General features: G+C 39.8%; 20 protein-coding genes. 2 read left to right on the top strand and 18 right to left on the bottom strand.

From position 1 onward, the window contains the following. Positions 1-91 precede the first annotated feature (91 nt). From uvrB to HMPREF9698_RS01105, 8 genes are all read right to left on the bottom strand, one after another. On the bottom strand, positions 92-2086 hold the full coding sequence (gene uvrB, locus HMPREF9698_RS01140; protein WP_003776458.1) for an excinuclease ABC subunit UvrB: 1995 nt from the start codon (positions 2084-2086) through the stop codon (positions 92-94). Between the two features lie 263 nt (positions 2087-2349). Next, the gene (rpsT, locus tag HMPREF9698_RS01135; RefSeq protein ID WP_003776455.1) at positions 2350-2601 is read right to left on the bottom strand and encodes a 30S ribosomal protein S20; all 252 of its coding nucleotides are present in this window, start codon (positions 2599-2601) and stop codon (positions 2350-2352) included. An 87-nt stretch (positions 2602-2688) separates the two neighbouring features. Next, positions 2689-3720 (bottom strand): DNA polymerase III subunit delta, encoded by a 1032-nt coding sequence (gene holA, locus HMPREF9698_RS01130; protein ID WP_003776453.1) that lies wholly within the window; start codon positions 3718-3720, stop codon positions 2689-2691. Beyond that, entirely contained in the window at positions 3710-6046 is a 2337-nt protein-coding gene (locus HMPREF9698_RS01125; protein WP_040292330.1) for a DNA internalization-related competence protein ComEC/Rec2, read from the bottom strand. The genes holA and HMPREF9698_RS01125 overlap by 11 nt, the downstream gene beginning before the upstream one ends. A 15-nt stretch (positions 6047-6061) precedes the next feature. Then, a complete protein-coding gene (locus HMPREF9698_RS01120; protein ID WP_003776449.1) occupies positions 6062-6541 on the bottom strand; it encodes a ComE operon protein 2 in 480 nt (159 codons plus the stop codon). A 58-nt stretch (positions 6542-6599) separates the two neighbouring features. Next, the gene (locus tag HMPREF9698_RS01115; protein WP_003776447.1) at positions 6600-7238 is read right to left on the bottom strand and encodes a helix-hairpin-helix domain-containing protein; all 639 of its coding nucleotides are present in this window, start codon (positions 7236-7238) and stop codon (positions 6600-6602) included. A 212-nt stretch (positions 7239-7450) separates the two neighbouring features. Next, positions 7451-10798, bottom strand: a complete 3348-nt coding sequence (locus HMPREF9698_RS08620; RefSeq protein ID WP_003776444.1) for a metallophosphoesterase — start codon at positions 10796-10798, stop codon at positions 7451-7453. Positions 10799-11101: 303 nt separating this feature from the next. After that, on the bottom strand, positions 11102-11584 hold the full coding sequence (locus HMPREF9698_RS01105) for a metallophosphoesterase family protein (protein WP_003776442.1): 483 nt from the start codon (positions 11582-11584) through the stop codon (positions 11102-11104). Positions 11585-11874: 290 nt separating this feature from the next. On the opposite strand from HMPREF9698_RS01105, the gene istA reads away from it, so the two are divergent. Both istA and istB read left to right on the top strand, forming a co-directional pair. Then, a complete protein-coding gene (gene istA, locus HMPREF9698_RS01100; RefSeq protein WP_003776440.1) occupies positions 11875-13113 on the top strand; it encodes an IS21 family transposase in 1239 nt (412 codons plus the stop codon). Next, positions 13106-13834: an IS21-like element helper ATPase IstB gene (gene istB, locus HMPREF9698_RS01095; RefSeq protein WP_003776438.1), complete on the top strand. Its 729-nt coding sequence runs from the start codon at positions 13106-13108 to the stop codon at positions 13832-13834. Before istA ends, istB begins: the two co-directional genes overlap by 8 nt. Positions 13835-14062: 228 nt before the next feature. On the opposite strand, the gene HMPREF9698_RS01085 is transcribed toward istB, so the two are convergent. From HMPREF9698_RS01085 to typA, 10 genes are all read right to left on the bottom strand, one after another. Beyond that, entirely contained in the window at positions 14063-14854 is a 792-nt protein-coding gene (locus tag HMPREF9698_RS01085; protein ID WP_003776434.1) for an ABC transporter ATP-binding protein, read from the bottom strand. A 1-nt stretch (position 14855) separates the two neighbouring features. After that, the gene (locus tag HMPREF9698_RS01080) at positions 14856-16010 is read right to left on the bottom strand and encodes an ABC transporter ATP-binding protein (protein WP_003776431.1); all 1155 of its coding nucleotides are present in this window, start codon (positions 16008-16010) and stop codon (positions 14856-14858) included. Positions 16011-16012: 2 nt separating this feature from the next. Then, positions 16013-16825 carry an ABC transporter permease gene (locus tag HMPREF9698_RS01075; protein WP_003776429.1) on the bottom strand — a complete coding sequence of 271 codons (813 nt, stop codon included), beginning with the start codon at positions 16823-16825 and terminating at the stop codon, positions 16013-16015. After that, a complete protein-coding gene (locus tag HMPREF9698_RS01070; protein WP_003776427.1) occupies positions 16825-17772 on the bottom strand; it encodes an ABC transporter permease in 948 nt (315 codons plus the stop codon). Before HMPREF9698_RS01070 ends, HMPREF9698_RS01075 begins: the two co-directional genes overlap by 1 nt. A 281-nt stretch (positions 17773-18053) precedes the next feature. After that, entirely contained in the window at positions 18054-19628 is a 1575-nt protein-coding gene (locus tag HMPREF9698_RS01065; protein WP_003776425.1) for an ABC transporter substrate-binding protein, read from the bottom strand. A gap of 408 nt (positions 19629-20036) precedes the next feature. Continuing rightward, positions 20037-20519, bottom strand: a complete 483-nt coding sequence (gene coaD / locus HMPREF9698_RS01060; protein WP_003776423.1) for a pantetheine-phosphate adenylyltransferase — start codon at positions 20517-20519, stop codon at positions 20037-20039. Next, positions 20520-21074, bottom strand: coding sequence for a 16S rRNA (guanine(966)-N(2))-methyltransferase RsmD (gene rsmD / locus HMPREF9698_RS01055; RefSeq protein ID WP_003776421.1), 555 nt, complete (start codon positions 21072-21074; stop codon positions 20520-20522). 9 nt (positions 21075-21083) lie between these two features. Next, positions 21084-21404, bottom strand: a complete 321-nt coding sequence (locus HMPREF9698_RS01050) for a YlbG family protein (RefSeq protein ID WP_003776418.1) — start codon at positions 21402-21404, stop codon at positions 21084-21086. A gap of 76 nt (positions 21405-21480) precedes the next feature. Then, positions 21481-21750 (bottom strand): DUF1507 family protein, encoded by a 270-nt coding sequence (locus tag HMPREF9698_RS01045; RefSeq protein WP_003776416.1) that lies wholly within the window; start codon positions 21748-21750, stop codon positions 21481-21483. A gap of 63 nt (positions 21751-21813) precedes the next feature. Further along, positions 21814-23643: a translational GTPase TypA gene (gene typA, locus HMPREF9698_RS01040; RefSeq protein ID WP_003776414.1), complete on the bottom strand. Its 1830-nt coding sequence runs from the start codon at positions 23641-23643 to the stop codon at positions 21814-21816. Positions 23644-23666 lie beyond the last annotated feature (23 nt).

Here is a 23666-nt window from a genome sequence, read left to right as displayed (position 1 = left end):
GTGCTTACTTGGCTTGTTCAACACGGTAAATATCATACTATACTGAATGGTTAAAATCAAGCCTTTGACCCTTAGCACTTTGCCTAGAGACTTAAGCTTTAAACTTACTCTTAATTTCCATGACAACATCCCTTAAATTAGCTGCTTTCTCAAATTCAAGGTTCTTAGCTGCTTCTTGCATTTCATATTCCATACTGTCGATCATGTCCCGTCTTTCGTCTACGGACAATTTTTTGATTTTTTCTTCGGTCAAACCTTGGCCATCGTCGTCTTCCACCTTGGCAATACTAATGAGGTCAGGGACTTCTTTGCGGATGGTTTGAGGAGTAATGCCGTGGTCTTCGTTAAATTGCTGTTGGATGGCCCGTCTTCTTTCCGTTTCATCGATTGTAGTTTTCATGGAATCCGTCATATGGTCGGCATACATGATGACCTTACCACTGGCATTCCGGGCTGCCCGGCCTGCTGTTTGGATCAAAGACCGGGTGCCTCTTAAGAAACCTTCCTTGTCCGCATCCAAAATGGCGACTAAGGAAACTTCCGGCACATCCAACCCTTCTCGTAGCAAGTTAATCCCAATCAAGACATCAAAGTCCCCACGGCGGAGGTCCCGGATGATTTCAGTCCGCTCCAAAGTTTTGATATCACTGTGGAGGTAGCGGACCTTGATCCCTACTTCTTTCAAGTAGTCGGTCAAGTCTTCTGCCATCTTCTTGGTTAGGGTTGTGATAAAGGTTCTTTCATTCAAGTCAATCCGTTTTTGAATTTCATTAATGAGGTCATCGATCTGACCTTCAATCGGCCGCACTTCAATCTCTGGGTCTAAGAGGCCAGTTGGACGAATGATTTGTTCCACCACTTGGGAGGACCGATCTAATTCATAATCGGCTGGAGTGGCTGAAATATAGCAAATTTGGGGCACCCGGTCTTCAAATTCTTCCAAGCGCAGGGGCCGGTTGTCTAAGGCAGAGGGTAAGCGGAAACCGTAGTCCACCAGCATTTCCTTCCGGGCCTTGTCCCCATTGTACATACCCCGAATCTGGGGCATGGTCATGTGGGACTCATCGATGATAAAAAGCGAATCTTCTGGGAAGAAGTCAAGCAAGGTGTAAGGGGGTTCTCCCGGCTTTCTGCCATCCATGTGACGGGAGTAGTTTTCAATACCTGAACAATAGCCCATTTCCTTGAGCATTTCAATATCGTATTCCGTTCTTTGCTCTAGTCTTTGGGCTTCTAACAATTTATTTTCATCATTCAGTTTGCTCAATTGTTCTTTGAGTTCCACCCGGATGGAGTGAATAGCTTCTTCCGTTTGTTCCTTGCTTGAGACAAAGTGGGTGGCAGGGAAAACGGCAACATGCTTGAGGGATTCTCTTACTTCACCTGTTACAACGTCCACTTCCCGGATCCGGTCGATTTCATCCCCAAAAAACTCAACCCGGATGGCCTCTGAACTCCGGGAAACCAAGAAAATCTCCACGATATCGCCCCGGACTCGGAACCGTCCCCGTTGGAAGTCAATGTCATTCCGTTCGTATTGCATGTCAACCAAACGAGCCAGTAATTCATCCCGGCTCATTTCAGTTCCTTCTCTTAAAGAAAGGACATGGTCACGGTAGTCGAGAGGATTGACCAAACCATAGATACAAGAAACAGAGGCAACAACAATGGTGTCCCGTCGCTCCAGAATGGAAGATGTGGCAGAGTGACGCAATTTATCAATTTCGTCATTAATAGAAGCATCTTTTTCAATAAAGGTGTCCGTTGAAGGGACATAAGCTTCAGGTTGATAATAGTCATAGTAACTAACAAAGTACTCTACTGCATTATTAGGGAATAGTTCCTTGATTTCCGTGTAGAGCTGTCCGGCTAGGGTCTTGTTATGAGCAATAACCAAGGTGGGCTTGGAGACTTCCTGGATGACATTGGAGATAGTGAAGGTCTTACCTGTCCCTGTCCCCCCTAGTAGGACTTGTTCTTTTTGGTGGTTTAAGATACCTTGAGCAATTTTTTTAATAGCTTGGGGTTGGTCACCTGCAGGTTGGTATTTTGACTGTAAATCAAAAACTGAATCTGGGTTGGTCATGGCTAATCTCCTTACTTATCTCTCTATATCGGCTTACGTAAACCAGCTAGGACCAAATGACCGAAAGCGAGCAAGTGGATCTTCATACAAAGCCGGAAGGGTGGTCTTCGCTTGGTCCTCTCCTTGTATAGCTAACAAGGGCCAGGTCCGGTCCCTGCCCTTTCAGATTGATTTCAAGACTAAGTAAAAGAAAAACCTATATTATTAGCTTACCCAGCAAGCAAGTTGACTGGCTGGGTAGACCATAATATAGGAGACTTTATTTAACCTAATTTTTTAGCTAAACGTGACTTGTCACGGGCAGCTTTATTCTTATGGATGTGCCCTTTTGTCACAGCCCGGTCTATAGCAGAAACTGCTTGTCGGTATAGGTCTTGGGCATTGTCCTCATTATTTTGAGCTGCTTTTAAGAATCGTTTCTTAGCAGTTCTCATCCCGGTAATTTGACTTTTATGCAGTTGACGTTTTTTCTCATCTTGGCGAATACGTTTAAAAGTTTGTGGATTATTTGCCATATTGTAACACTCCTTGTCTAATCTAACTGAGCTAGTTGCTAGCTTGCTAACTCAATCAGTTTACAAAAAATACAAGTAAAAAGCAAGTTAATTCATGACAGAATCTTTAAATTGTAGGGCAAAAAGTTCAAATTGCAATTGCGAGGTCACCTTGCCCGTTTTAATCAAATGATCTGACTCAATTAAGTAGCGGTAGGCGGTCGATAGACTTTGCTTGGAAAAAATCTCCTGTTTCTCTATGGCTAGCTTAACCCGGTAGGGGTGAACTTTTAAGATTTTAGCGATCTCTCCTTGTTGGTAGCCCTTAGTCCGCAATATTTTAACCTGCAATAATAAACGGAATTGGTTCATCATAATGGCGATGATTTTAATTGGCTCTTCCTTTTGTTGAATTAAGTCATTAAAGGCCCGTATAGCAGCCTGGCTTTGCCCGCTTAAAATATAGTCATTAATACTAAAGACATTACTTTCCAGGCTTGGTGATACGACCTGGTCAACTGACTGGACGGTGATGATTTTGTCATCTAAATGGTACAAGAATAACTTGTCCAACTCTTGCATGACCCGACTTAAGTTGGCATTGGTTTTTTCAACCAGGGCCTTTAAAGCTCCTTTGTCAAACTGGTAGCCTCGAGCCTTTACTTTTTTCTGGACCATATCTTTTAGATCTCTTTGGTCTGGGGAACTGGCATCTATAATCTCAGCTTCCTGCAATAGGGCTTTGGTGACCTTCTTCCGCTTGTCCAGTTTCTCATAAGGAGCAAAGAAGACGAGAACAGTAAAGTCGGCTGGGTTTTGGAGGTAAGCCAGCAAGCGATCCAAGTCATGGTCCAGATCTGTTTTCCGCTTCTCCCCTGTTAGGAAAAAGGGGTCTTGGATGTAAACCAGGCGCTTGTCCCCAAAAAAGGGATAAGATTCCGCATCAGACAAGGCCATGTCTAGGCTATCTGCCATCATATTAAATTGACCAAAATTCATAGAAGCTTCATCCTGGTCCAAAAGGGCCTGGCTCAAACTTTTTTTAACCTGGTCTAACAAGTACTGGTCATCTCCCTGGACCAGGTAGAGGGGAGCCAAGTCTTGGTCTTTAATTTTTTTGAGTTGGTCTTCAATTTTCATCAGTCTTCCTCCCTTCTTCTTTTATTACTTGGTCATATTTTTTAACTAGCTGAATCAAGCATTCTAGGTCACTGTAAGTATAAATCAAACCACCGGCTTGGTCAGTCCGAAAGACCTGAGTCCCCACCCCCTCTAAACGGTCCAAGACCTCAGAATGGGGATGGCCGTAGGGATTTAAGCGACCGGCAGAAATATAAGCCCGCTTAGGCCGGTAATGGTCGATAAAGGCCTGGCCTGAGGAAGTTTTACTCCCATGGTGGGCTAGCTTTAAGTTATCAATTTGTAAGTTGGGATAGGAGGCCATAATCGTTTCCTCCCCACCGGCTTCAATGTCCCCTGTAAAAAGCCAACCTTCACCCCCAAGCTTGCCATACAAAACCAGGGAAGCATCATTGCTGTCTTCTGTTAGCTCTTTGGGGTGAAGAACAGCCAAGGTCAAGGAATGATGACGGTAAACTTGACCAGCCTCAACTAACTTAAAGTCGATTCCAGCCCGGGCAAAAGCCTGGATGATATCTGACTGGTAAGTCGTTTGGCTGACCCGAATTTCTGAAACAGGGAAATGGTCAAGTAAGGCCTGGGTCTCCCCCACATGGTCATAATCACCATGGGTCAGGTAAAGGGCCTCTAAATGACTGATGCCCATGGATTTTAGAGTGGGGACAATTTCATCCCGGGCTAAGGAAAAATCTCTTTCCCGCTTTTGCCAGTCTTCTTTTTCCTGCCATTTGAACTGACCCCCTGTGTCAATCATAATTCCGGAAGCTGACATTGGAGGTTTGACCAAGATCGCGTCCCCCTGGCCAACATCAAAGACATAAACCTGACCAAGAGGGGAGAATTGCTGACTAGACAGACCTAAAATAAAAAGTGTAGCTAAACCCAATAAGGCCCAGATTTTCTTCCTCTTGGCTTGCAAGTATACCAAGACCAGGTAAAAAATGACAGCCAAGCCGAGGTAGACCGGCCATGATAGGCGTCCTGGAGTGATGGTAAAAGATCCGTAGTTATGAACCCAGGATAATAGGTCTTCCATGGACTCTAAAACAAAATTGGTGTAAGCCATAATCCAGGCCCCAAAACCAGTCTGATGCAGAACTAGACCTAGGAAAAGAGTGACCAAAACCATGGGAAAAATAACTAGGGAGAAGATAGGGACAAAAACGATATTTAAGAAGTAAGAGATCAAGGGAAATTCAAAATAGTGGTAGCTAACAAAAAGGATAACGAACATATTCACTAATAAGTTAAGGACCAAAAGCTGGTTGACTGGTTTATAGGTCTTCAATAGCTGCCTTTCTTCAATTAATAGAAGAAGGCCACTGATCCCATAACTTAATTGAAAGCCAATCCCGAAAATAACTAAAGGGTTAAGCAATAAGGCTAAGATCAAGGTTATGGACCAGGCATCACTTTTAGCTAAATTGACCCCCTTTAAGCGAAAAATAAAGTACAAAAGGTTTGACACGACTGCCCGAAAGACACTTGTCCCCAAGCCTGCCAGCAGGCTAAAGAGAGGCAGGACTAAGATAAGGAAAAACAGGCTTCGGTCTCGGCTGACCCGGAAAAAGGACAAAATTTGAGATAAAATTTGAACCAATAAGTCTACATGGAGCCCTGAAATACTGATAATATGGATAATACCGAGTTCTTTAAACAAGTTAACCTGGTCTCTTGCCATAGCTTTTTGATGGCCAAATACCAAGGTTTGGATATAGGGCAAAACAGGGCCAATAAAAACGTCTTCCAGCCCTTGCAAAATCTGGTGTCTAGCCCGGTCTAGGTAAAGGAATAGTGGCAGTTGGCCTCCTGAATCAGGTAGGGGCTGGAGTTTTTCAGCCTTGAAAATATAAAAAATCCCTTGTCGAGCCAGATAGGACTGGTAGTTAAACTGGTTAATATTGGTATTGGGTTGGGCTTGTTCAAGCTTACCTTGGATGGTAAAGGATTGAATGGCGTCAATCTGGAAGCTTTCTTTTTCGGCTTGACTAGCAAAAAGGTGGTGGACCATCACTTTTTCTTGGTAGTCAGGAAGGTAGGCTTCAAAGGTTAACTTGTCTCCGTCAAGCCTGGTTGTGGTCGGCAAGCCTAGACCCTGCGCCTGGTCTAAGTCAGTAGCGAGGCTGGACTCATTTTTGATGAAATTGTAACGGAAGACTAAAAGAGCAGATAAAAGTAAGGCCAGGCTTAAGACTTTTTTATTATTAAAAGATAGTAGTCGGCCTAACCAAAAAATTGTCACAAGCCAAGCTAGGAAGTGGCCAGTCCCTAGAAGACAGGCCAGGGCTAAGACCATAATGGCTAGCAGTAACCACTTATACTTCATGCAAGTGCTTATTGCTTAGGGCTGGTCTGGAGTGAAGGACTGAATAGCATTGAAAACCTGGTCATCCATCTCAACTTTTTTGAGATGGATACCTGCATGGTCGATTAATTCCATGGCATAAGGATGGTTGTGGTAATCTTTCAAGTAGTAAATTTCTTTTATACCGGCCTGGATTAAGTGCTTAGTGCACTGCAGGCAGGGAAAGTGGGTGACGTAGATAGCTGCACCATCAGTAGAAGATCCAAACTTACTGCATTGTAAAATGGCATTTTCTTCAGCATGAATAGTCCTTAGGCAATGGCCATCTTCTATATAGCAACCAACATCGATACAGTGGGGCTCCCCGCTGACCGACCCATTGTAGCCGCCAGAGATAACCCGCTTGTCTTTGACAATGGTTGCCCCGACAGCTAGTCTTTGACAGGTAGACCGCATGGAAATTAAAATGCTTTGGGCCATAAAATATTGGTCCCAAGGAATGCGTTTGGTCGTCATGGCCTAACCTCCTTACTCATTTATTGCTTCACAAAGCCTATTCTACTACATTTAACTTTTAGATTGAAAGATTATCCTTAAGGTTTTCAAATGTTTTGTCTCCGATGCCGGACACATTCTTCAGTTCTTCAATTGTTTTAAAACCACCATGGTCTTCTCGGTATTGGATGATATTGTCCGCTTTGGCTGGCCCAATACTATTTAATTGCATTAATTCTTCCTTGCTGGCTTCATTTAGATTAACGACCAGGCTCTCCCCTTCTTCACTGGTCTCAAAAGCTTGACTGGTCACTTCTGGATCATCCGGTCCCCCGATATAGATGACCATTTCATCACGAACTTTCTGGGCTAAGTTAAAGGTCAAGGGGTTGGCTTCAGGACTGAGGCCCCCAGCAAGTTCGACGACATCCTGAATTCTAGAATCAGCCAAAACTTCATAGACCCCTGGATACTTGACATGGCCTTTAATGTCTACCATAATCCATCCAGGCTCCTCTTCTGCTACTTCCTCCAGATCTTCCTGGTCAAGTTCGTCCCCCATCTCTTCCTTGCCTTCTACTAAGCTAGCAAAACTCTCTTCTTCCTGGTCCTGACCCTTGACTTGGTTTAAGAGGAAAAAAAGAGTCATAAAACTAAGAACTAGGACAGCTAAGATGATTTGCCAATAGTCCTGCCAAAATTCTTTTACTTTTTCCATGGATCACCCTCCTTTTCTGTCCTAACTATTAATACGCAAAAAAATCCATTTTTTATTTTTTGCTAGAAAATTAAAATTATTAATTTGTCATTAATCCTTTTCAAAATGCGATAAAAAACCAGCCATAGACCTATCTTGGGATAAGGCCATGACTGGTAGCTAGCAATCTTTAATAGAAAGTAACTCGTTAGGCTAAAATTTTATACATCTGGTTAATTTTCCTTGTTTTTACTGGTTAAGAATCCGGTAAATAAAGTGGTTAATCCAAGTAAACCTAAAGCCCAAGTCCCTGTGGCAGTATCTGGCAGAGCTTGGTTGGCTGGTTGATCCCCGCTAGCAGGACTGCCTTGACTAAAATCTTTTGATTTACTAGGTGAATTTTGGTCAGATGACTTTTGGTCAGGAGATTCCTGTTTAGTCTGCCCTTGACCAGAGAACTCCTTGTCTAAAGTTTTTGAATTTGGCTTTTCTTCTTCAGGATCTTCTTGGTCAGTATTTCCTGGATCTAGTTGGTCAGCTTCAGGATCTTCTTGTTCAGGGCTTTCTTGACCTGGTTGATCTGCTTCAGGATCTTTTTGGTCAGAACTTTCTTGACCCGGTTGGTTTGTTCCTGAATCCACTTGGTCAGTATTCCATATAAAGTCTGGTGCTAAGAAGTCATAAACCGCGTCAACTGAACTTTCTCCTTCAATGGTAGTAGCTTGTTCAACTTTTTCTCTCGCTGTGAAGGTTCGGCTACTTTCGTCATAGGCCCAATCTAAGTCACCTAAACCATTTTCACTAGCCCAGTTGCGGAAGTATTTTTCAGCTTCTTCCGGATTACCCGCTTTAACAGTTGTCGCTCCATTTTTGCCCCTAGTATTTTGGGTAATGTAAACTAGTGTATAAACTTTTAATTGATCTGGAATTTCTTGATCAGTGTTCCATTCAAAGCTTGGTGCTTGGAAGTCGTAGACTGAGTCTACTGAAGCCTCTCCTTCAATTGGATATATACTATCTTCTTCATCTTGATCTTCTTCTGAAGGAGACCAATCAGGAGTTGGTGCAAGGAAGTTGTAAACGGATTCGTCTATGTCAGCAATCGTTTTGCCAATTACATCTTGACCAACTGCTGTAAAAGTTCTACTGTCAGGATCAAAGGTCCAGACTAGGTCACCTAAACCACTTTCTTTAGCGTACTGGTCGAAGTATTTTTTGGCTTCTCCAATGCTAGGAGACTTAAAACTAGTGCTGCCTTTAGTAGTTGAGTTGATAAATTTAAAGGTGAACTCTTCTTGGAAATCGATAATTTCTAGGCCATCGTGGTCAAAGTGCATCACTACTACATCGTCATATACTCGACGTTCAGTTCTGACAAAATTGTAGTCATCATCTAAGATTGGGAAAAGGTAGACCGGTTGGAGGATCATTTTAGAACCGTAGTCTGTCCGAACTAAATCAATTTGTAGGTGACCATAGTGTAAGCCGCCATCCACTAGGTGCTTAACCCCGTTTTCATTGGTTAGCCAAGTCTCAGGTTCATTAGCAGTTGCAGACCACTGGGAGTAGGTGTTGAAGTTCAATGGAACTAGCTTGCCTTCCTCATCCCTGACAACTTTTTCACCGCGGAGACCATCCGCTGCTACCCCAACATCGTAAACATGGAAGCCTCGACCATCACCATCAAGGTCTACAAATGACCGTTCAAACATTTCATCGTGACCGGCGATAACTAGACTGACACCATATTTTTCGAATAGTGGCGAGTAAACCCGCATGGCAACCCCTGACTGGTTGTCTGGTTCGGAGAAGTTTGGAGCCATACCGTGGACACCAGAAGAATACGGAGCATGGTGGAATTGGACAACGATGATTTGACCTTTTTCTCGGGCATCTTGCAATTGTTCAACAGCCCACTTCCACTGAAGACTACCTGGATTGAAAGCTGGAAGGTCAGAATCTTCCGGACTAGTTCCAGGAAAAACTTTTGGGTAGGCATTGGCATATTCTTCAGCTGTAAAGGATCCTTGGGTATCAGTTGTAATGTAAGGATCATACTCCTTTCCCTTGTACCATAATTCTTCTTGCAAGATACTGTCATCACCAGTGTATTTCTCACCAGTCAGCATGCCTTGGTTGACATCTTCATCTGGCAAGCCATTAGTAGAATCAAGGGTCAAGATGGTAATTGGTCCAATGTCAGTCCGGTAGTAAGAAGACTTATGTTGTTCGTGTCCTGGGTAGTCAGGAGTAGAGATGTAGGCGTGGTATCTATTTCTAGCTTTTACCACAGGACTTCGGTCAGCTTGTGACCCGTAGTCTCCACTTAGGGCGGCAGTAGTCTCCCAGTTACCCAAGGCAGTGATTAGGGGAACATTGGAAGCAAAGTCGTTGAAATTTCCCGCAAAATGGCGCCAAAATTCGTCCCAGGCAGGTTGGTAACCAGATCCCTGGGTAAGGTCTCCTGCAATTAAGAGGGCATCCAAATTAGCTTCAGCTAGGTGGGCCAAGTTTTCATTCAAAGCTGTTTGCTGGTCAATCGGGTAGTTCACCAAGAACATATCGTTACGGGTTGAAGCACCATGCTTCTCAGCAAAGTCAGATCCCTGTCCTGGACGGGGTTCAGACTCAGAAGTGTAAGGATTAGTGGTGTGAAGCTCCCATTCTCTTTGCTCAATAGCACCCTTAGGTTCAGTTTCAGTATCTGAAAATGCTGCTAGTCGGATGTGGTCCCAATCATCCTTGGTCGGAAAGGTTTTGAAGGTGTTTTGATATTTTTGCCCATCCATTTCAATCATATATGTATACTCGGTGTTAGGGACTAACTTATCAAAGTCAGCATCGTACTTGTAGTTACTGTTAGAATATAACCACTCACCTTTTGGTAGTGTTTTGCCAGCATGTGAGATGTTTTCGTCTACTTCAGCCCGAGTATATTCCATGATCTCCATGTACTGGGGTTCAATAACTTGCTGTGAAACTTGCTTCCCCCCGGCTTTCAAGGTTATACGGGCTGGAGAGCCTAGTTCAGAAATCCAAGATATTCTCATAGAATCGCTAGAAGGTTTCTGTAAGTAAGGAAGAACCCTAAAGCCTGGTTGTGGGTCAGGGGTGTTGGCTTCAACGTAAGCTTTTTCTTCATCTATTGGGGCAGAGAATTCTAGAATTTCTCTCTTTTTTTCTTCTACCTCGTCACTATTTTCAGAGTTTTCTGACTGACCTGAGACAACTTTGCTATCAGCCGGATTATCTTTAAGTTCAAATGAATCATCAGCTGTATTTACATCATCTGGTTTATCTGGTTGACTAAGTTGGACCGTTTCTACCTCTACCCCACCACTTTCACCTTGGTCACTTGGGTAAATGGTTACTTCTAAATTACTTTCTTCGACTTGGTTTGATTGACCTTGGTCGATGGCTTGGCCCTCTAGAGGAAGATCTAAGCTTGCTCCGGAGTCTGAATCCGGCATTTGTCCTTGGTCTTGGCCTAAGTCTTCGGCAGAAACTTGTTCTACAGCATTTAAACTTAAAAGCCCAGCAATGGTAACTGTCGACCAAATAATGAATTTCTTGTTTTTCAATATTATCACTCCTTTTTAATAACCTTATTTTACTAAATGATTATGAAAGCAACTACCTTATACAAGTTAATATTGTGTAAATTTTTGTTTGATCTGATTCATATTATATATACTTTAAATTTACTAGTTAATATTTTAAAATTTTATATTTAGGGAATACATATCATTATAATTCTAAATAAAAATGATATTATTTTTTCGCTATTAATATTATCTACTTAATCAATTTCTAGAATAAAAGCTGCATCTTGGAGCTCCGCTATTAAATCGCTGCTTCTCCATTCCTCATAGTTACCTAAGCAGTTAACAATAAATGAAATCCCCCCCTACAATTAGTTCACTTCGATAGTGAACATGTCCCATAAAATTATACAGGATTGGATGGTCCTTAATTAATTCATCAAAATCGTCTGTACCTATAAATGCATTAAAATAGTCAAATTCTTGGTGAGGCATTGGAACGCAAAATTCAGGTATTGTAACCATATGTGTCACAAGAATAACTTGAAGTTCTTCTTTTTCGAATGATTTAGTAAAATCATTTTTTAACCTTTCAAGTTGGTTTCTAACTTTATTAGTCATAATCTTTGAAGTATCCCGGTCAGACATTTTCCAATTCACAAATATCTTATCTTGCCATGTTCGTTCATTATATTCACCTTTCTCCAACTCTTGCTCTGTAAAGATATTTCCATTATCCTTGGATCCTTTATATGCATGATTATACCAACCAGAGTGTCCTACCAAGACAAGTTGATCGCTAAGCCAAATAGATTTCTCTAACAAGCATTGTGGGTGTTTAGATAATTTTCTATAAATACTCCAAGTATCTATTTGATCATATAATTGTGGTTCTTCCGTATTTTGGGACCAATAATCATGGTTACCGGGAATAAAATAAACTTGGACACCTGTTGTATCTTGAAGATCTTGAACAAAATGACAAGAGACTTTCCAATTATTTGAAATATTGTAAACGGCAGCTATAAAATGTAGGAAAACGGCAATTTAAAATTGTTGGTTTTCCTACATTTTTTATATACTCTTCTTATCCCTTTAGAAATGGAGGTATTGGGATGAGAAGAGATATTCGAGAAGGAGTGAAAAAATATATGATAGACGGTATTAAACCTAATTTTTCTGCTTTAGCTCAACAATTTGGGTGCGATTACCGCACGGTTAAGGCAGCCTATCATGAAGCATTGAAAGGAGAAAGCTCAACCTCTCCTCGTAAGAAACGTGGAAGCAAACTGGATCCGTTTAAAAACATGATTCACGAAAAGCTAGAAGGCCACTGTAGTGCCTATAGTATCTTCCGATTTATTGAGAAGAAAGGTTTTGATGGCAGCTATAGTTTGGTAAAAACTTACTGTCGTGAGTTAAAGAAAGAGCGAGTCAAGAAAGCGACGATCCGTGTTGAACATACGCCGGGTCTTTCTGCTCAAGTTGATTGGAAAGAAAACATACATCTTATCAGTGAACAAGGAGAAATTATTTGCTTTAATATTTTTCTCTATGTATTGCCATTTTCAAAAATGAAGTTTATAACACTGACGTTTGACCGCAAACAAGATACATTATTTCAGTGTTTAAATGAGGCTTTTAAACATACCGGTGGCGTTCCAGAAGAAATTTGGTTTGATAATATGAAAACAGTTGTCGATCAATCAAGAACTCAGTTTTCAAAAGTACAATTGAATGAACGATTCTATGCATTTAGTAAAGATGCAGGGTTTAGAACGATGGTCTGCCGTCCATTTCGCCCTCAAACAAAAGGAAGTGTGGAAGCACTTGCCCGAACAGTTGAACGATTACGTGTCTATAATCATGAATTCCATGATAGTACAGACCTTATCCACATCGTAGATATGCTTTGCCACGACCTTAATCGGGAAGTGTCTCAAGCTACAGGAGAAACACCCTATTTCCTATGGAAGGATAAAGAAAAAGAGCACCTACATGAGCTACCAGAAAACCTATTAACGCCATATTTCAATGACTCTATTTGCCGTAAAGTCACAAAGGAAGCGATGGTTCTGTTCCGCAAATGTAGGTACTCGGTAGATCCTCGTTATATTGGAAAAGAAGTTGAATTAGCCCTTTCCGATAACGAATCGCACGTGCACATCTATTATAACGGAGAACGCATCCGTTCGCACTTATTAACGGAGAAACCATTGAATTATAACTATGATGATATGGTTCAAATTCTAAAATCTGATGTCCTAAGTCATAAGGATGAAGATGATATTCAGTCCTATATTGAAAATAGTTTAAAACAGTATGACTTTTTGGAGGAGCCAACGAATGAGTAGCGCTTATCAAAAACTCTTATATAATCTAGAAGAACTCAATTTAAACCATATGCGAGAATATGTGCCCAATTATATCGATGTCGCAAACAAAAATGAAATTTCTTTAACTGAGGCTCTATTAGAACTGACAAACCAAGAACTACACTATCAAAAGAACCAAAAGATTGAACGTGTGATTAAGCGCGCTCATTTCCCCAAAAGAACTTCTTTAGAGGAGTTTGACTTTGATTTCCAACCAAGTATTAATAAAAACGAAATCATTGACCTCAAACATATGGCTTTTATGGAAAAGAAAGAAAACCTTGTATTTATTGGTAATCCAGGTGTGGGTAAGACCCACCTGGTAATTGCCTTAGGGATTGAAGCTTGCCACCAAGGCTATCGTACATTGTTTATTAGTTGTCATGAATTACTTTTACGTCTTCGTTCAGCTTTTGAAAAAGGGACAGAAGAGCGCGTATTAAAACGTTATGCACGTTATGACTTGCTTATCATTGATGAGATTGGCTACTTACCTATTCAAAAGATTGAAGCAGACTTATTCTTTCAACTAATGACGATGCGGTATGAAAAGAATTCAACTGTCATAACAACCAACATTGTGTTATCCCGTTGGGGGGAATTATTTCAGAACTCAGAGATTGCGGCAGCGATACTTGACCGTCTGGTACATCACGTGAAGGTATTCAAGATCACTGGAAAATCATACCGAATGAAATAAAAAACTACCGATTACCTACAATTGAATTGCCAAAAACCTACATTTTTATCTTGCCGAAAACCTACAATTTTAAACTGCCCTTGACAAATATCTCCGCCGATAACAAAGTGAGAAAGGTTATTTTTCTTAATCCAATATCCAAATAGCTTTAATACTTCAGTACCTTCGAGAGGTATTTGGTCAATGTGTATATCTGAAACGAATCCTATACGCATGTCAAATTCCTCTCTAAAGATAAATCTGAGGGATAGAATCAAATAATTTTCTAGTATAGTCAGATCTATCTTCAACAGATGTCACTGAAGGATCAAAAACCTCTATAAGGTCTCCACGATACATTACAGCAACTCGATCACAAAAGTACTCTATAACATTTAGATCATGAGAAATAAATAAATAGGTTAATTTATATTTCTTTTTTAGATCATTTAAAAGATTTAAAATTGCTGCTTGAATAGACACATCTAAAGCTGACACACCTTCGTCAATTAAAATTAATTCAGGACGTAATATTATGGTAGAAGCTATAGCCACACGTTGACGCTGTCCCCCACTTAGATTATGAGGATAACGGTCATAGTATGAACTATTGAGTCCCACATCGGTTAATGCTTCTACAACTCGTTGTTTAACTTCTTCCCGAGAAATATCCCCAAAATTCCTTAATGCTTCTCCAATACTCCAACCAATGGTCTTACGGGGATTTAGTGTAGCATAGGGATCTTGAAAAACCATTTGTAAATTACGATAATAATTCCGAGCTTCTTTCCCTTTAGATTTAAATATATTTTGTCCGTTAAATAGTATTTGTCCGGAATCTGGCGGAAGTAAACGTGCTATAATGTTTGCTATTGTAGATTTACCAGAACCAGACTCACCCACTAATCCGAAACTTTCTCCACGATTAATATCAAACGTAATATTGTTAGCAGCAACTACTGCTTTTGGAGCACTGAAAAGTGAAAAGGAATTTGAGGTAAATGTTTTATTGAGATTCTTCACTTGTAGTATTTTATCCATCTTAATCCTCCTCTAGATCCCGCTTTTCTTTAACTGATTTATTATTTAAATTTGGTAGGTCAGGAACTTGATGAATTATTGTATCTGCTTTGGCCTTATCAGAATAGTTAGGTAAAGAAGCATGGCCATTGCTTTTTTCTTCTTTCGAATCTTGGGCTAAACTTCTAGTAAGTTTGTCTTTATTATCATCTTTGGAATTTCCACTAGCAGTTTTTGAAGATTTATACTCTTCAATTATAAATTCAGGAAAATTCTTTCGTATATACTCTTCATTACTTTTACTAAATTCCAAGTAGGGCCACTCTCCATGACGTCTGTCGGTTATTGATGAAACTTTAAAAGGAATGTAAAATAAAGGGTGACCTTTACTTTTCAGAGAAGGTATAGCTTTCAAAAGTGCCTTAGTGTATGAATGACGTGGATGGTGAACTATTTGCTCTACTGAACCTTCTTCAACTACTTTACCTGCATACATAACATACACCCTATCACACATCTCGTTAATTACTCCCCAATCGTGTGTTATAATAATCATAGACTTTTCTTTCTCACGAATTAAACGATATAAAATATCAAGAATCTGTTTTTGAATAGTAGTATCCAATGCAGTTGTTGGTTCATCAGCAATTATGAGATCAGGTTCAGCAATTAAAGCCATACATATCATAATTCTTTGTCTCATTCCCCCAGATAATTCGTGGGGAAAACTTCTGTAAATACTTTGGGGATCTGGAAATCCAACATCTCCCAAAAGATCCATAGTCATCCTCTTACGTTGATCTTTACTGTTAATTTTATGGATCTTTAAAACTTCTTGAATCTGTTTTCCCACTCTTGTTAAAGGATTGAGTGCTGACCCAGAGTCTTGAAAAATCATAGAAATTTCTTTGCCTTGAATATTTTTTCTGTTTTTTTTCAAGGTTTGATTAATATCTTTACCTTTATAATTAAGAATTTCGTAATCGATATGGGCATTGTTAGGTGCAATGCCCATAATAGTTTTAGCTGTTAATGACTTGCCTGATCCTGACTCACCTACGATGCCAATTATTTCTTTACTTTTCACGCTCATATCAACATTGGAAATTGCTGGATACAACTGATTTTGTATTTTAAAATCCAAAGAAAGATTTTTTATGTTTAATATTTCAGACATTTTTAGATACCTCTCTTATCTTGCAACTTACGGATCCCGTCTCCTAGAAGATTGAAGCCATATACCAAGAGAGTGATAATAATACCAATTGAAATAATATACCAGGGTGCAGATACAATAAAAGGTTGAGCTTCGGATAACATTCTACCCCACGATGCATCAGGCGGTTGCACTCCAAGGCCCAAATAAGACAAACCTGCTTCTGACAGTACTGTTCCAGAGAAAGACAAAGTTGTCGCTACGATAATTTGAGTCATAATATTAGGTAATAGATGTTGGCTAATTATGTGCCAGTTTGTTGCCCCTTTTATACGACTTGATTTTACAAAATCATAATTTTTGACTTGGAGAAAGCCTCCACGAATTACTCTAGTAAACGTTGCAATTCTTGGTATTCCTAAAGCAAGAACTGTGTTAGATAGCCCAGCATCAAAAATTGAAACTAGCATAATTGCAAATAATATACCAGGAATCGCCATCATAGCATCATTAAGCCTCATAATAACTTCATCTACCCAACCTCCAAAAAAGCCGGATATGGATCCTATAATTAGACCACCAATAAGACCAATAGCTACCGACAATATTCCAATCAAAAATACTGTACGGGATCCATCCATAATACGACTAAGAATGTCCCTACCAAAGTTATCAGTCCCAAGCAAATGATCAAATGAGGGTCCTTGTAACTGAGGCCCGACTCCTATGGTATTAGGAGGGTACGGGGTCCAAACAAAGCTAACAAGTGTAATAATAAGTAAGCCAATAATAATAATTGTACCAATATAAAGGTTATAGTCACGAGTACCTTTCATTACTTGCCTCCTAGTTTAATACGTGGGTCAATTAGATTATAAACAATATCTACCACTAGATTAGTTACAATGATAATTATCGATATAAACATTACTAGTGATTGAATTAACGGAAAATCTCTTGATTCTACTGATGCATTAAGTAGAGACCCTAATCCAGGTAAAGCAAAGACATTTTCTATTATGATAGAACCTCCAAGAGTATCGGCAACCATTAATCCTATAATCGTTATTACAGGAAGAGATGCATTCTTCAATACATGCCGATACATTATTCGTCCGTCTGAAGCCCCTTTAACCATAGCAGTAGTAACATAATCTTGACTAAGTTGATCAGATACAGAATTTGATAAGTAGCGAATAATAACAGCAATATTGGAAATAGCTATCGCAAGTGACGGTAGAAAAAGAGATTGTAATCCTCCAACAAAATTATCACGAAATGGGATGTACCCAAACGTGGGAAAAAGATTTAATTTATATGCAAAAAAATAGATAAGTAAGAATCCTAACCAAAAGGATGGTGTAGAAATTCCTAATTGAGTAATTAATGAAACGATAGTAGACATCATTGTACCCTCATAACGAGAAATAAAAAGTCCAAGGGGAATAGCAAATATTAAAGTGATAACAAATGAGTAAATTGTTAAAGAAACAGTTACTGGCAATCGAGAAGAAATTATGTCAGCTACAGGTTGTTGATAACGATAAGAAATACCTAAATCACCACTGAATAAGTTTACTAACCATTCAAAATAACGCTCAAGTAAATTCCTATCTAAGCCAAGTTCAATTTCCAAATTTTGAATTTGTGCTGGATCTGCATCAATGCCTAATATAGACTGGGCTGGATTGCCTGGTAGAACATTAAACATAAGAAAAATTATAATAGATACTAAAAGCAAGGTAACTATAGTAGTCATAATTTTCTTCACAATAATTTTCATAATAACCCCCAACTAATATAAAACTTATCTGCTAAAAGTTATAACTTTAGACCATCTAATGAATAATAAAGATATTATGCTAAACAAATAGGATATAATTTATTCTTTATTTTTTGTAATGATATAGGGACTTACACTCGGCAAGTCCCTATATCAAAAATCACTTTCATTTTCTCTAACATTAGTATGCTTGAATGCTTCCAGTTGAGACGACAGCTAGTTTAAATCCCTGAAATGAATACATTGATCTTGGTGCTACTCTCTTAATTAAAGTTTTTAAATTATTGAGTATTAACGAATTCAATATCTTCAAGGTTTAATTTTTCATCGGGATACATTTCTAACCCTTCAATGTGTGATTTTGTAGCAGTAATACGATATGGGTCTGCCAAAAATACTGAAGCAGCATCATCAGCTAGCAAAGTTTGAGCTTCTTTGTAGTGATCAATACGCTTATCATCATCAATCTCTTGTACAGCATCTTCCATAGCTTGATTATAGTTATCATTATTATAATTTATGAAGTTTCTGTGATAGCCATCTACAAAGCGAATTAGAACATCATATGGATCAATTTTCCCTGTCAAACCAATTATTGTAGCTTCATGATTAAAATCGGTATAAACATCTTCTAACCAGGTAGACCATTCTATCATTTCAATATTCACTGTCACACCTACTTGACCTAGTTGATCTGCAATTACTTGAGCCATATCTGCATACATTTGAGCATGACTAGGAGCCTTCAATGTGAATTCTAAATCTTCATAACCGGCTTCGGCCAATAAATCTTTGGCTTTATCTTGATCATATAGCCATTTATCTTGAAGACCTTCTTGATAGTACAACTCCATAACTGGTGAAAACATGGAGCCTAATTCAGTAGCTTCTCCTTGGAAAACAATGTCTATTAACTCTTGTTTATTTATGGCATGATTCATAGCTTGACGAACTCTCTCGTCAGAAAAAGGTTCAAATTCATGGTTTAGACCAAAAACTGTCACCATGTTCATTGGACCTTCAATATAGTTGTATTCTTCACCTAGCGTTTCTTTTTCTTCTAAAGAAACATTAGTAATATCAATTTCTCCGGTTTGTAAGGCTAACATAGCAGTTGAAGAGTCTTCCATTAAGTACCATTCGACCCCGTCTATAGAAGGCATATTTTCTTGATCGTAGTACCCGTCAAATTTTTCCATAACCAATTTTTCTCCTTGATTCCATTCAACAAACTTAAATGGACCGGCACCAATTGGATGATTAGCCTGATCTTCATATCCTTCAGGACGAATACCTGAAGTAGTTCGAGCTAAGAATCCAGAATCAGGACTTTCTAAAACTATTTCCACAGTAAAATCATCTACTGCTGTTACACTTTCAACTACTTCCCATTTTGAACTTAATGGTTCTTCGCCATCTAAACCTGCCAATGGGCTATAAGAGGCTACAACGTCTTGGGCAGTAACAGGATCATCATTATGAAAAGTTGCATTTTCTACTAAATGGAAAGTGTAAGTCAAACCATCTTCAGAAATTTCCCAGCTTTCAGCTAAAGCTGGTATTATATCACCGGCAGTATCATAATCAACTAAACCGTCATGTATTTGGTCTAACATTTTTCCTGTTTCAGTTGCTTCAGATCTATGATTGTCTAGTGAATCGATTTCTGAAGAATTTGATATTTTTACTATTTGCTGTTCTTGGGATTGATCAGCTTGTTGGTCTTCAGTTTGCTCAGTTTGTTCGTCTTGAGTCTGATCGGCTTGTTGATCTTGTGATTGATCTGAATTATTACTACATCCATATGTACTAAGAAGCACCGTGACTAACAATAAAGTTTTCAAGTTTTCTTTCATTTTTCATACCTCCTATATTTGACTAATTCAATATAGCATATGATTTTTAACGTAAGGTAAATCAAACAGCTGAAATTGTAAAATTAACGTATTGAAATGTAATAATAAAGTTAAAGATAATACTAAAAGCCAGATCAAACATTGGATTAATAATGTTCGATCTGGCCTTTTTAATGAGCTAACTCAAATAAAAATAAAGTTCCAAAAATCTAAAAAGATAATATAAGCCTCCCAAAAACAAAGAAGTACTAGCTCTTTTGTTCACTACTAACTATAAATCTAAAAAAGTGAAGGAAAACCGTCTTATATTGTGATAATTTACATCATGGTTTAAAGAGATTAATATAATGGAATTAAAATTACCAAACTATTTCACACTAGTATGGCGAGCATTAATTCCAATTATTATTATTTATTCTTTTGAAAGTAATCTACAACTGGCTTAGGTACTAATTGTTCAATTTGTCCTTCAAATTGAATAATTTCTCTAACTACTGTAGAACTTATTGAACGATGTCTAGCTGATGATAATAAATAGACTGTTTCAATGTTAGGATCTTGAACCTTGTTCAAATCCTCAATAGAAGACTCATAGTCAAAGTCTTTAACAGATCTAAGACCTCTTATGAGGATTTTAGCATCTTTTTCTCTAGCGAAATCTACAATTAAACCAGTTTCTAATTTAGTTGCATATACATTTTCTAGTTTGTGACCTCGTACTGACTGATTAATTAATACTAACTTAGTGTCAAGATCTAACATACTGTTTTTTGAAGTATTATTAGCTACTGCAACTATTATTTCATCAAATATTTTTGACGCTCGCTTGATAATATCCATATGCCCCTTAGTAATCGGATCAAAACTGCCTGCATAGATTGCGCGATTCATTTAAGCTTTCCTTTCATAAATAGTGATAAGGGTGGTCCCATACTTTCTTTGCTTGTAAATAGTTAAATCTCGAATGGTCTCTGGCATTTGGGAGTCATACTTGGTCTCACAGACAATCAAGGCACCAGGCTTAACCATTTCTTGCTTGACCATTTCCTCGATATCGCCAATGATTTGGTCGTCTTGGTAGGGAGGGTCTAGGAAAATGAGGTCAAAGGCCAATTGCTTGTGCTTAAAGGTCATTAAAGCCTTGGCTGCTGGCGAACGATACGGATAAAACTTGTCTTCTTCCTTGGTAATGGTGATATTTTTTTGAATTGATTTGACTGCCTTAGCGTCAGCATCAACCAGGTAGGCTTTATCCATGCCACGAGAGACTGCCTCAATGCCAAGGGCCCCGGTCCCTGCATATAGGTCTAAGACTAAGCCTCCTTCAAAATAAGGGCCGATCAGGTTAAAAACCGATTCCTTAATTTGGTCACTGGTCGGCCGGGTCTCTTCACTTACCTCAGCCTTGAGTGGCCGTCCACCATATTTTCCAGCAATAATTCGCATACATCCACCTCAATAATCTAATTGTGAGAACAACTTCAGTCCACTATCTTCCTCATTTTTGGCCTTGGCCTCTTGGTCTAACTCCTCCAACAAGCCACTATAGTCTGCTGTCAAGTCCTGGTAGTGGCAGTCTTCGATACTTCTAACAAAGTGCAGTTTAATGAGTTGGGACTTCACCTTATCTAGCTTCTTCTTCTCCACGTACAAGAGGGCATACTTCATCTTCTTGGAAACATAATGCAAGGTCCCATACTGACTTAATTGGTTTAAATACTTGGGCGTGTACAGCCATACAATAATTCCCTGGCGCTTTCTTTCTATATTGTCCATGTCGCCAAACTCCTCTCCAGCCCACTTCTAATATAATAAAAAGCCCTCTGTTCATGAGGGCTCTCTTAACTTGTGTTTACTCGTCTTGGTCAACGGCATGGTTGTAGACATCATTTAAATGTTTTTCCAAGTCAGCCATCATTTGGTGCCCGTCTTCTTCTGGGAGTAGATCCATTTGAACGGCGAATTCAATTTTTTTAGAAAAGCCAAACAATTGTGTATCGATCACTTCTTCAAATGCTGGACATGAAACACACAAATGACGCTGGTTCTCGATTAATTTGGAAATGCGGTTGGCATCTTCCATTAAAATATCCTTTGTATATTGCACTTTTACACTATCCACACCACATGCCCTCCTTTTTTACTCTTTGAAATCATTATACCATATCGAGTCCTCGGGACAAGTCTAACCCTTGCGCTTGTTCGCTTTTTCTCGAGTATTTTTGTCCAAGATCTTCTTGCGGAGCCGGATGGATTCGGGAGTTACTTCCACATATTCATCGTCAGTAATAAATTCTAAAGATTCTTCTAGGGACATAATCTTCGGTCGTTTAATAACACTAGTTTGGTCTTTGGTAGCTGACCGAACATTGGTTTTTTGTTTTTCCTTGATAATATTGACGGTCAGGTCATTGTCCCGGTTATTCATCCCAACGATCATACCCGCATAAACTTCCGTCCCCGGTTCAACAAAAATGGTCCCCCGGTCTTCAAGGTTCATGATACTGTAGGTGGTCGCCTGGCCGTTTTCCATGGAAACCAGGGCCCCGTTTTTACGTTCGCCGGTATTGCCTTCGACCATTGGGGCATATTCATCAAAACTGTGGTTTAAGATGCCGTAGCCATGGGTCATAGACATAAATTCATTACTAAAGCCAATTAATCCCCGGGCCGGCACTTGGAAGACAATCCGGACTTGGCCATTGCCCGTGTGTACCATGTCGAGCATCTCGCCCTTGCGTTGTCCTAGGGCTTCAATGATGTTGCCCATGTACTCTTCAGGCGAGTCAATTTGGACCCGTTCAAAGGGTTCACACTTAACCCCGTCAATTTCTTTAGTAATGACCTCAGGCTTGGAGACCTGGAGTTCATAACCTTCCCGTCGCATATTCTCGATTAAAACGGACAAGTGGAGTTCCCCTCGTCCAGAAACCTTCCAGACATCCGGCGAATCGGTTTGGTCAACTCTTAAAGAAACATCGGTTTGGAGCTGGGTAAAAAGCCGCTCTTCAATTTTGGAGGAGGTCACCCACTTGCCTTCCCGACCAGCGAAAGGCGAATTATTGGCTAGGAAGGTCATCTGTAAGGTAGGTTCGTCAATATGGAGGACTGGGAGGGGGTCTACTTGGTCAGTTGGGGTAACTGTTTCGCCAACGAAGATATCTTCAAAGCCAGAGACGGCAATCAAGTCGCCGGCCTTGGCAGACTGGATCTCCCGTCTTTCCAAGCCAAAGTAGCCAAAAAGCTTGGTCACCCGGAAGTTTTTGACCGACCCATCTAACTTGGACAAGCTAACATTGTCCCCAACACTGATGGTTCCCCGAAAGACCCGGCCAATCCCAATCCGACCAACGTAGTCATTATAGTCCAATAGAGAAACCTGAAATTGCAAAGGCTCTTCACTGTTGTCGATTGGAGCTGGAATCTTGTCGAGAATGGTTTGGAAAATAGGGTCCATGGTCTCCTCTTGGTCTCCAGCTTGGTCTGAAAAAGAGGAAGTCCCATTTAAGGCAGAAGCATAGACCACTGGAAATTCCAATTGGTCTTCATCTGCTTCCAGTTCAATCAAGAGGTCTAAGACTTCATCAACCACTTTTTCCGGTTGAGCCGTTGGTTTGTCAATTTTATTCACCACCACAATGGGTTGCAGGTCTTGTTCCAAAGCCTTTTTCAAAACAAACCGGGTCTGGGGCATGGTCCCTTCATAGGCATCTACAATCAATATAACCCCGTCGACCATTTTCATAATCCGTTCTACCTCGCCACCAAAATCGGCGTGGCCTGGGGTATCCAAAATATTGATCAAGGTGTCCCCGTACTGGACCGCCGTATTCTTTGCTAGAATGGTAATTCCGCGTTCTTTTTCAATGTCATCGGAATCCATGGCCCGTTCACCAATTTCAGTATGGCTATCTAGGGTGTCGGATTGTTCCAAGAGTTGGTTAACCAGGGTCGTTTTACCATGGTCAACGTGGGCAATAATGGCTATATTTCTAATATCATCTCGTTTTTTCACACAATTTCCTCCAACTTATCTTG

Source organism: Alloiococcus otitis ATCC 51267, from assembly GCF_000315445.1.
Taxonomy (GTDB): Bacteria; Bacillota; Bacilli; order Lactobacillales; family Carnobacteriaceae_A; genus Alloiococcus; species Alloiococcus otitis.
Note: the sequence above shows the minus strand (reverse complement) of the source record. Positions and strands in the feature narration are given on the sequence as shown.

What these genes read in the sequence shown, in the direction of transcription:
- uvrB (WP_003776458.1), bottom strand. Translation starts at nt 2,086, where the DNA reads ATGACCAACCCAGATTCAGTTTTTGATTTACAGTCAAAATACCAACCT.
- rpsT (WP_003776455.1), bottom strand. Translation starts at nt 2,601, where the DNA reads ATGGCAAATAATCCACAAACTTTTAAACGTATTCGCCAAGATGAGAAA.
- holA (WP_003776453.1), bottom strand. Translation starts at nt 3,720, where the DNA reads ATGAAAATTGAAGACCAACTCAAAAAAATTAAAGACCAAGACTTGGCT.
- HMPREF9698_RS01125 (WP_040292330.1), bottom strand. Translation starts at nt 6,046, where the DNA reads ATGAAGTATAAGTGGTTACTGCTAGCCATTATGGTCTTAGCCCTGGCC.
- HMPREF9698_RS01120 (WP_003776449.1), bottom strand. Translation starts at nt 6,541, where the DNA reads ATGACGACCAAACGCATTCCTTGGGACCAATATTTTATGGCCCAAAGC.
- HMPREF9698_RS01115 (WP_003776447.1), bottom strand. Translation starts at nt 7,238, where the DNA reads ATGGAAAAAGTAAAAGAATTTTGGCAGGACTATTGGCAAATCATCTTA.
- istA (WP_003776440.1), top strand. Translation starts at nt 11,875, where the DNA reads ATGAGAAGAGATATTCGAGAAGGAGTGAAAAAATATATGATAGACGGT.
- istB (WP_003776438.1), top strand. Translation starts at nt 13,106, where the DNA reads ATGAGTAGCGCTTATCAAAAACTCTTATATAATCTAGAAGAACTCAAT.
- HMPREF9698_RS01085 (WP_003776434.1), bottom strand. Translation starts at nt 14,854, where the DNA reads ATGGATAAAATACTACAAGTGAAGAATCTCAATAAAACATTTACCTCA.
- HMPREF9698_RS01080 (WP_003776431.1), bottom strand. Translation starts at nt 16,010, where the DNA reads ATGTCTGAAATATTAAACATAAAAAATCTTTCTTTGGATTTTAAAATA.
- HMPREF9698_RS01075 (WP_003776429.1), bottom strand. Translation starts at nt 16,825, where the DNA reads ATGAAAGGTACTCGTGACTATAACCTTTATATTGGTACAATTATTATT.
- HMPREF9698_RS01070 (WP_003776427.1), bottom strand. Translation starts at nt 17,772, where the DNA reads ATGAAAATTATTGTGAAGAAAATTATGACTACTATAGTTACCTTGCTT.
- HMPREF9698_RS01065 (WP_003776425.1), bottom strand. Translation starts at nt 19,628, where the DNA reads ATGAAAGAAAACTTGAAAACTTTATTGTTAGTCACGGTGCTTCTTAGT.
- coaD (WP_003776423.1), bottom strand. Translation starts at nt 20,519, where the DNA reads ATGAATCGCGCAATCTATGCAGGCAGTTTTGATCCGATTACTAAGGGG.
- rsmD (WP_003776421.1), bottom strand. Translation starts at nt 21,074, where the DNA reads ATGCGAATTATTGCTGGAAAATATGGTGGACGGCCACTCAAGGCTGAG.
- HMPREF9698_RS01050 (WP_003776418.1), bottom strand. Translation starts at nt 21,404, where the DNA reads ATGGACAATATAGAAAGAAAGCGCCAGGGAATTATTGTATGGCTGTAC.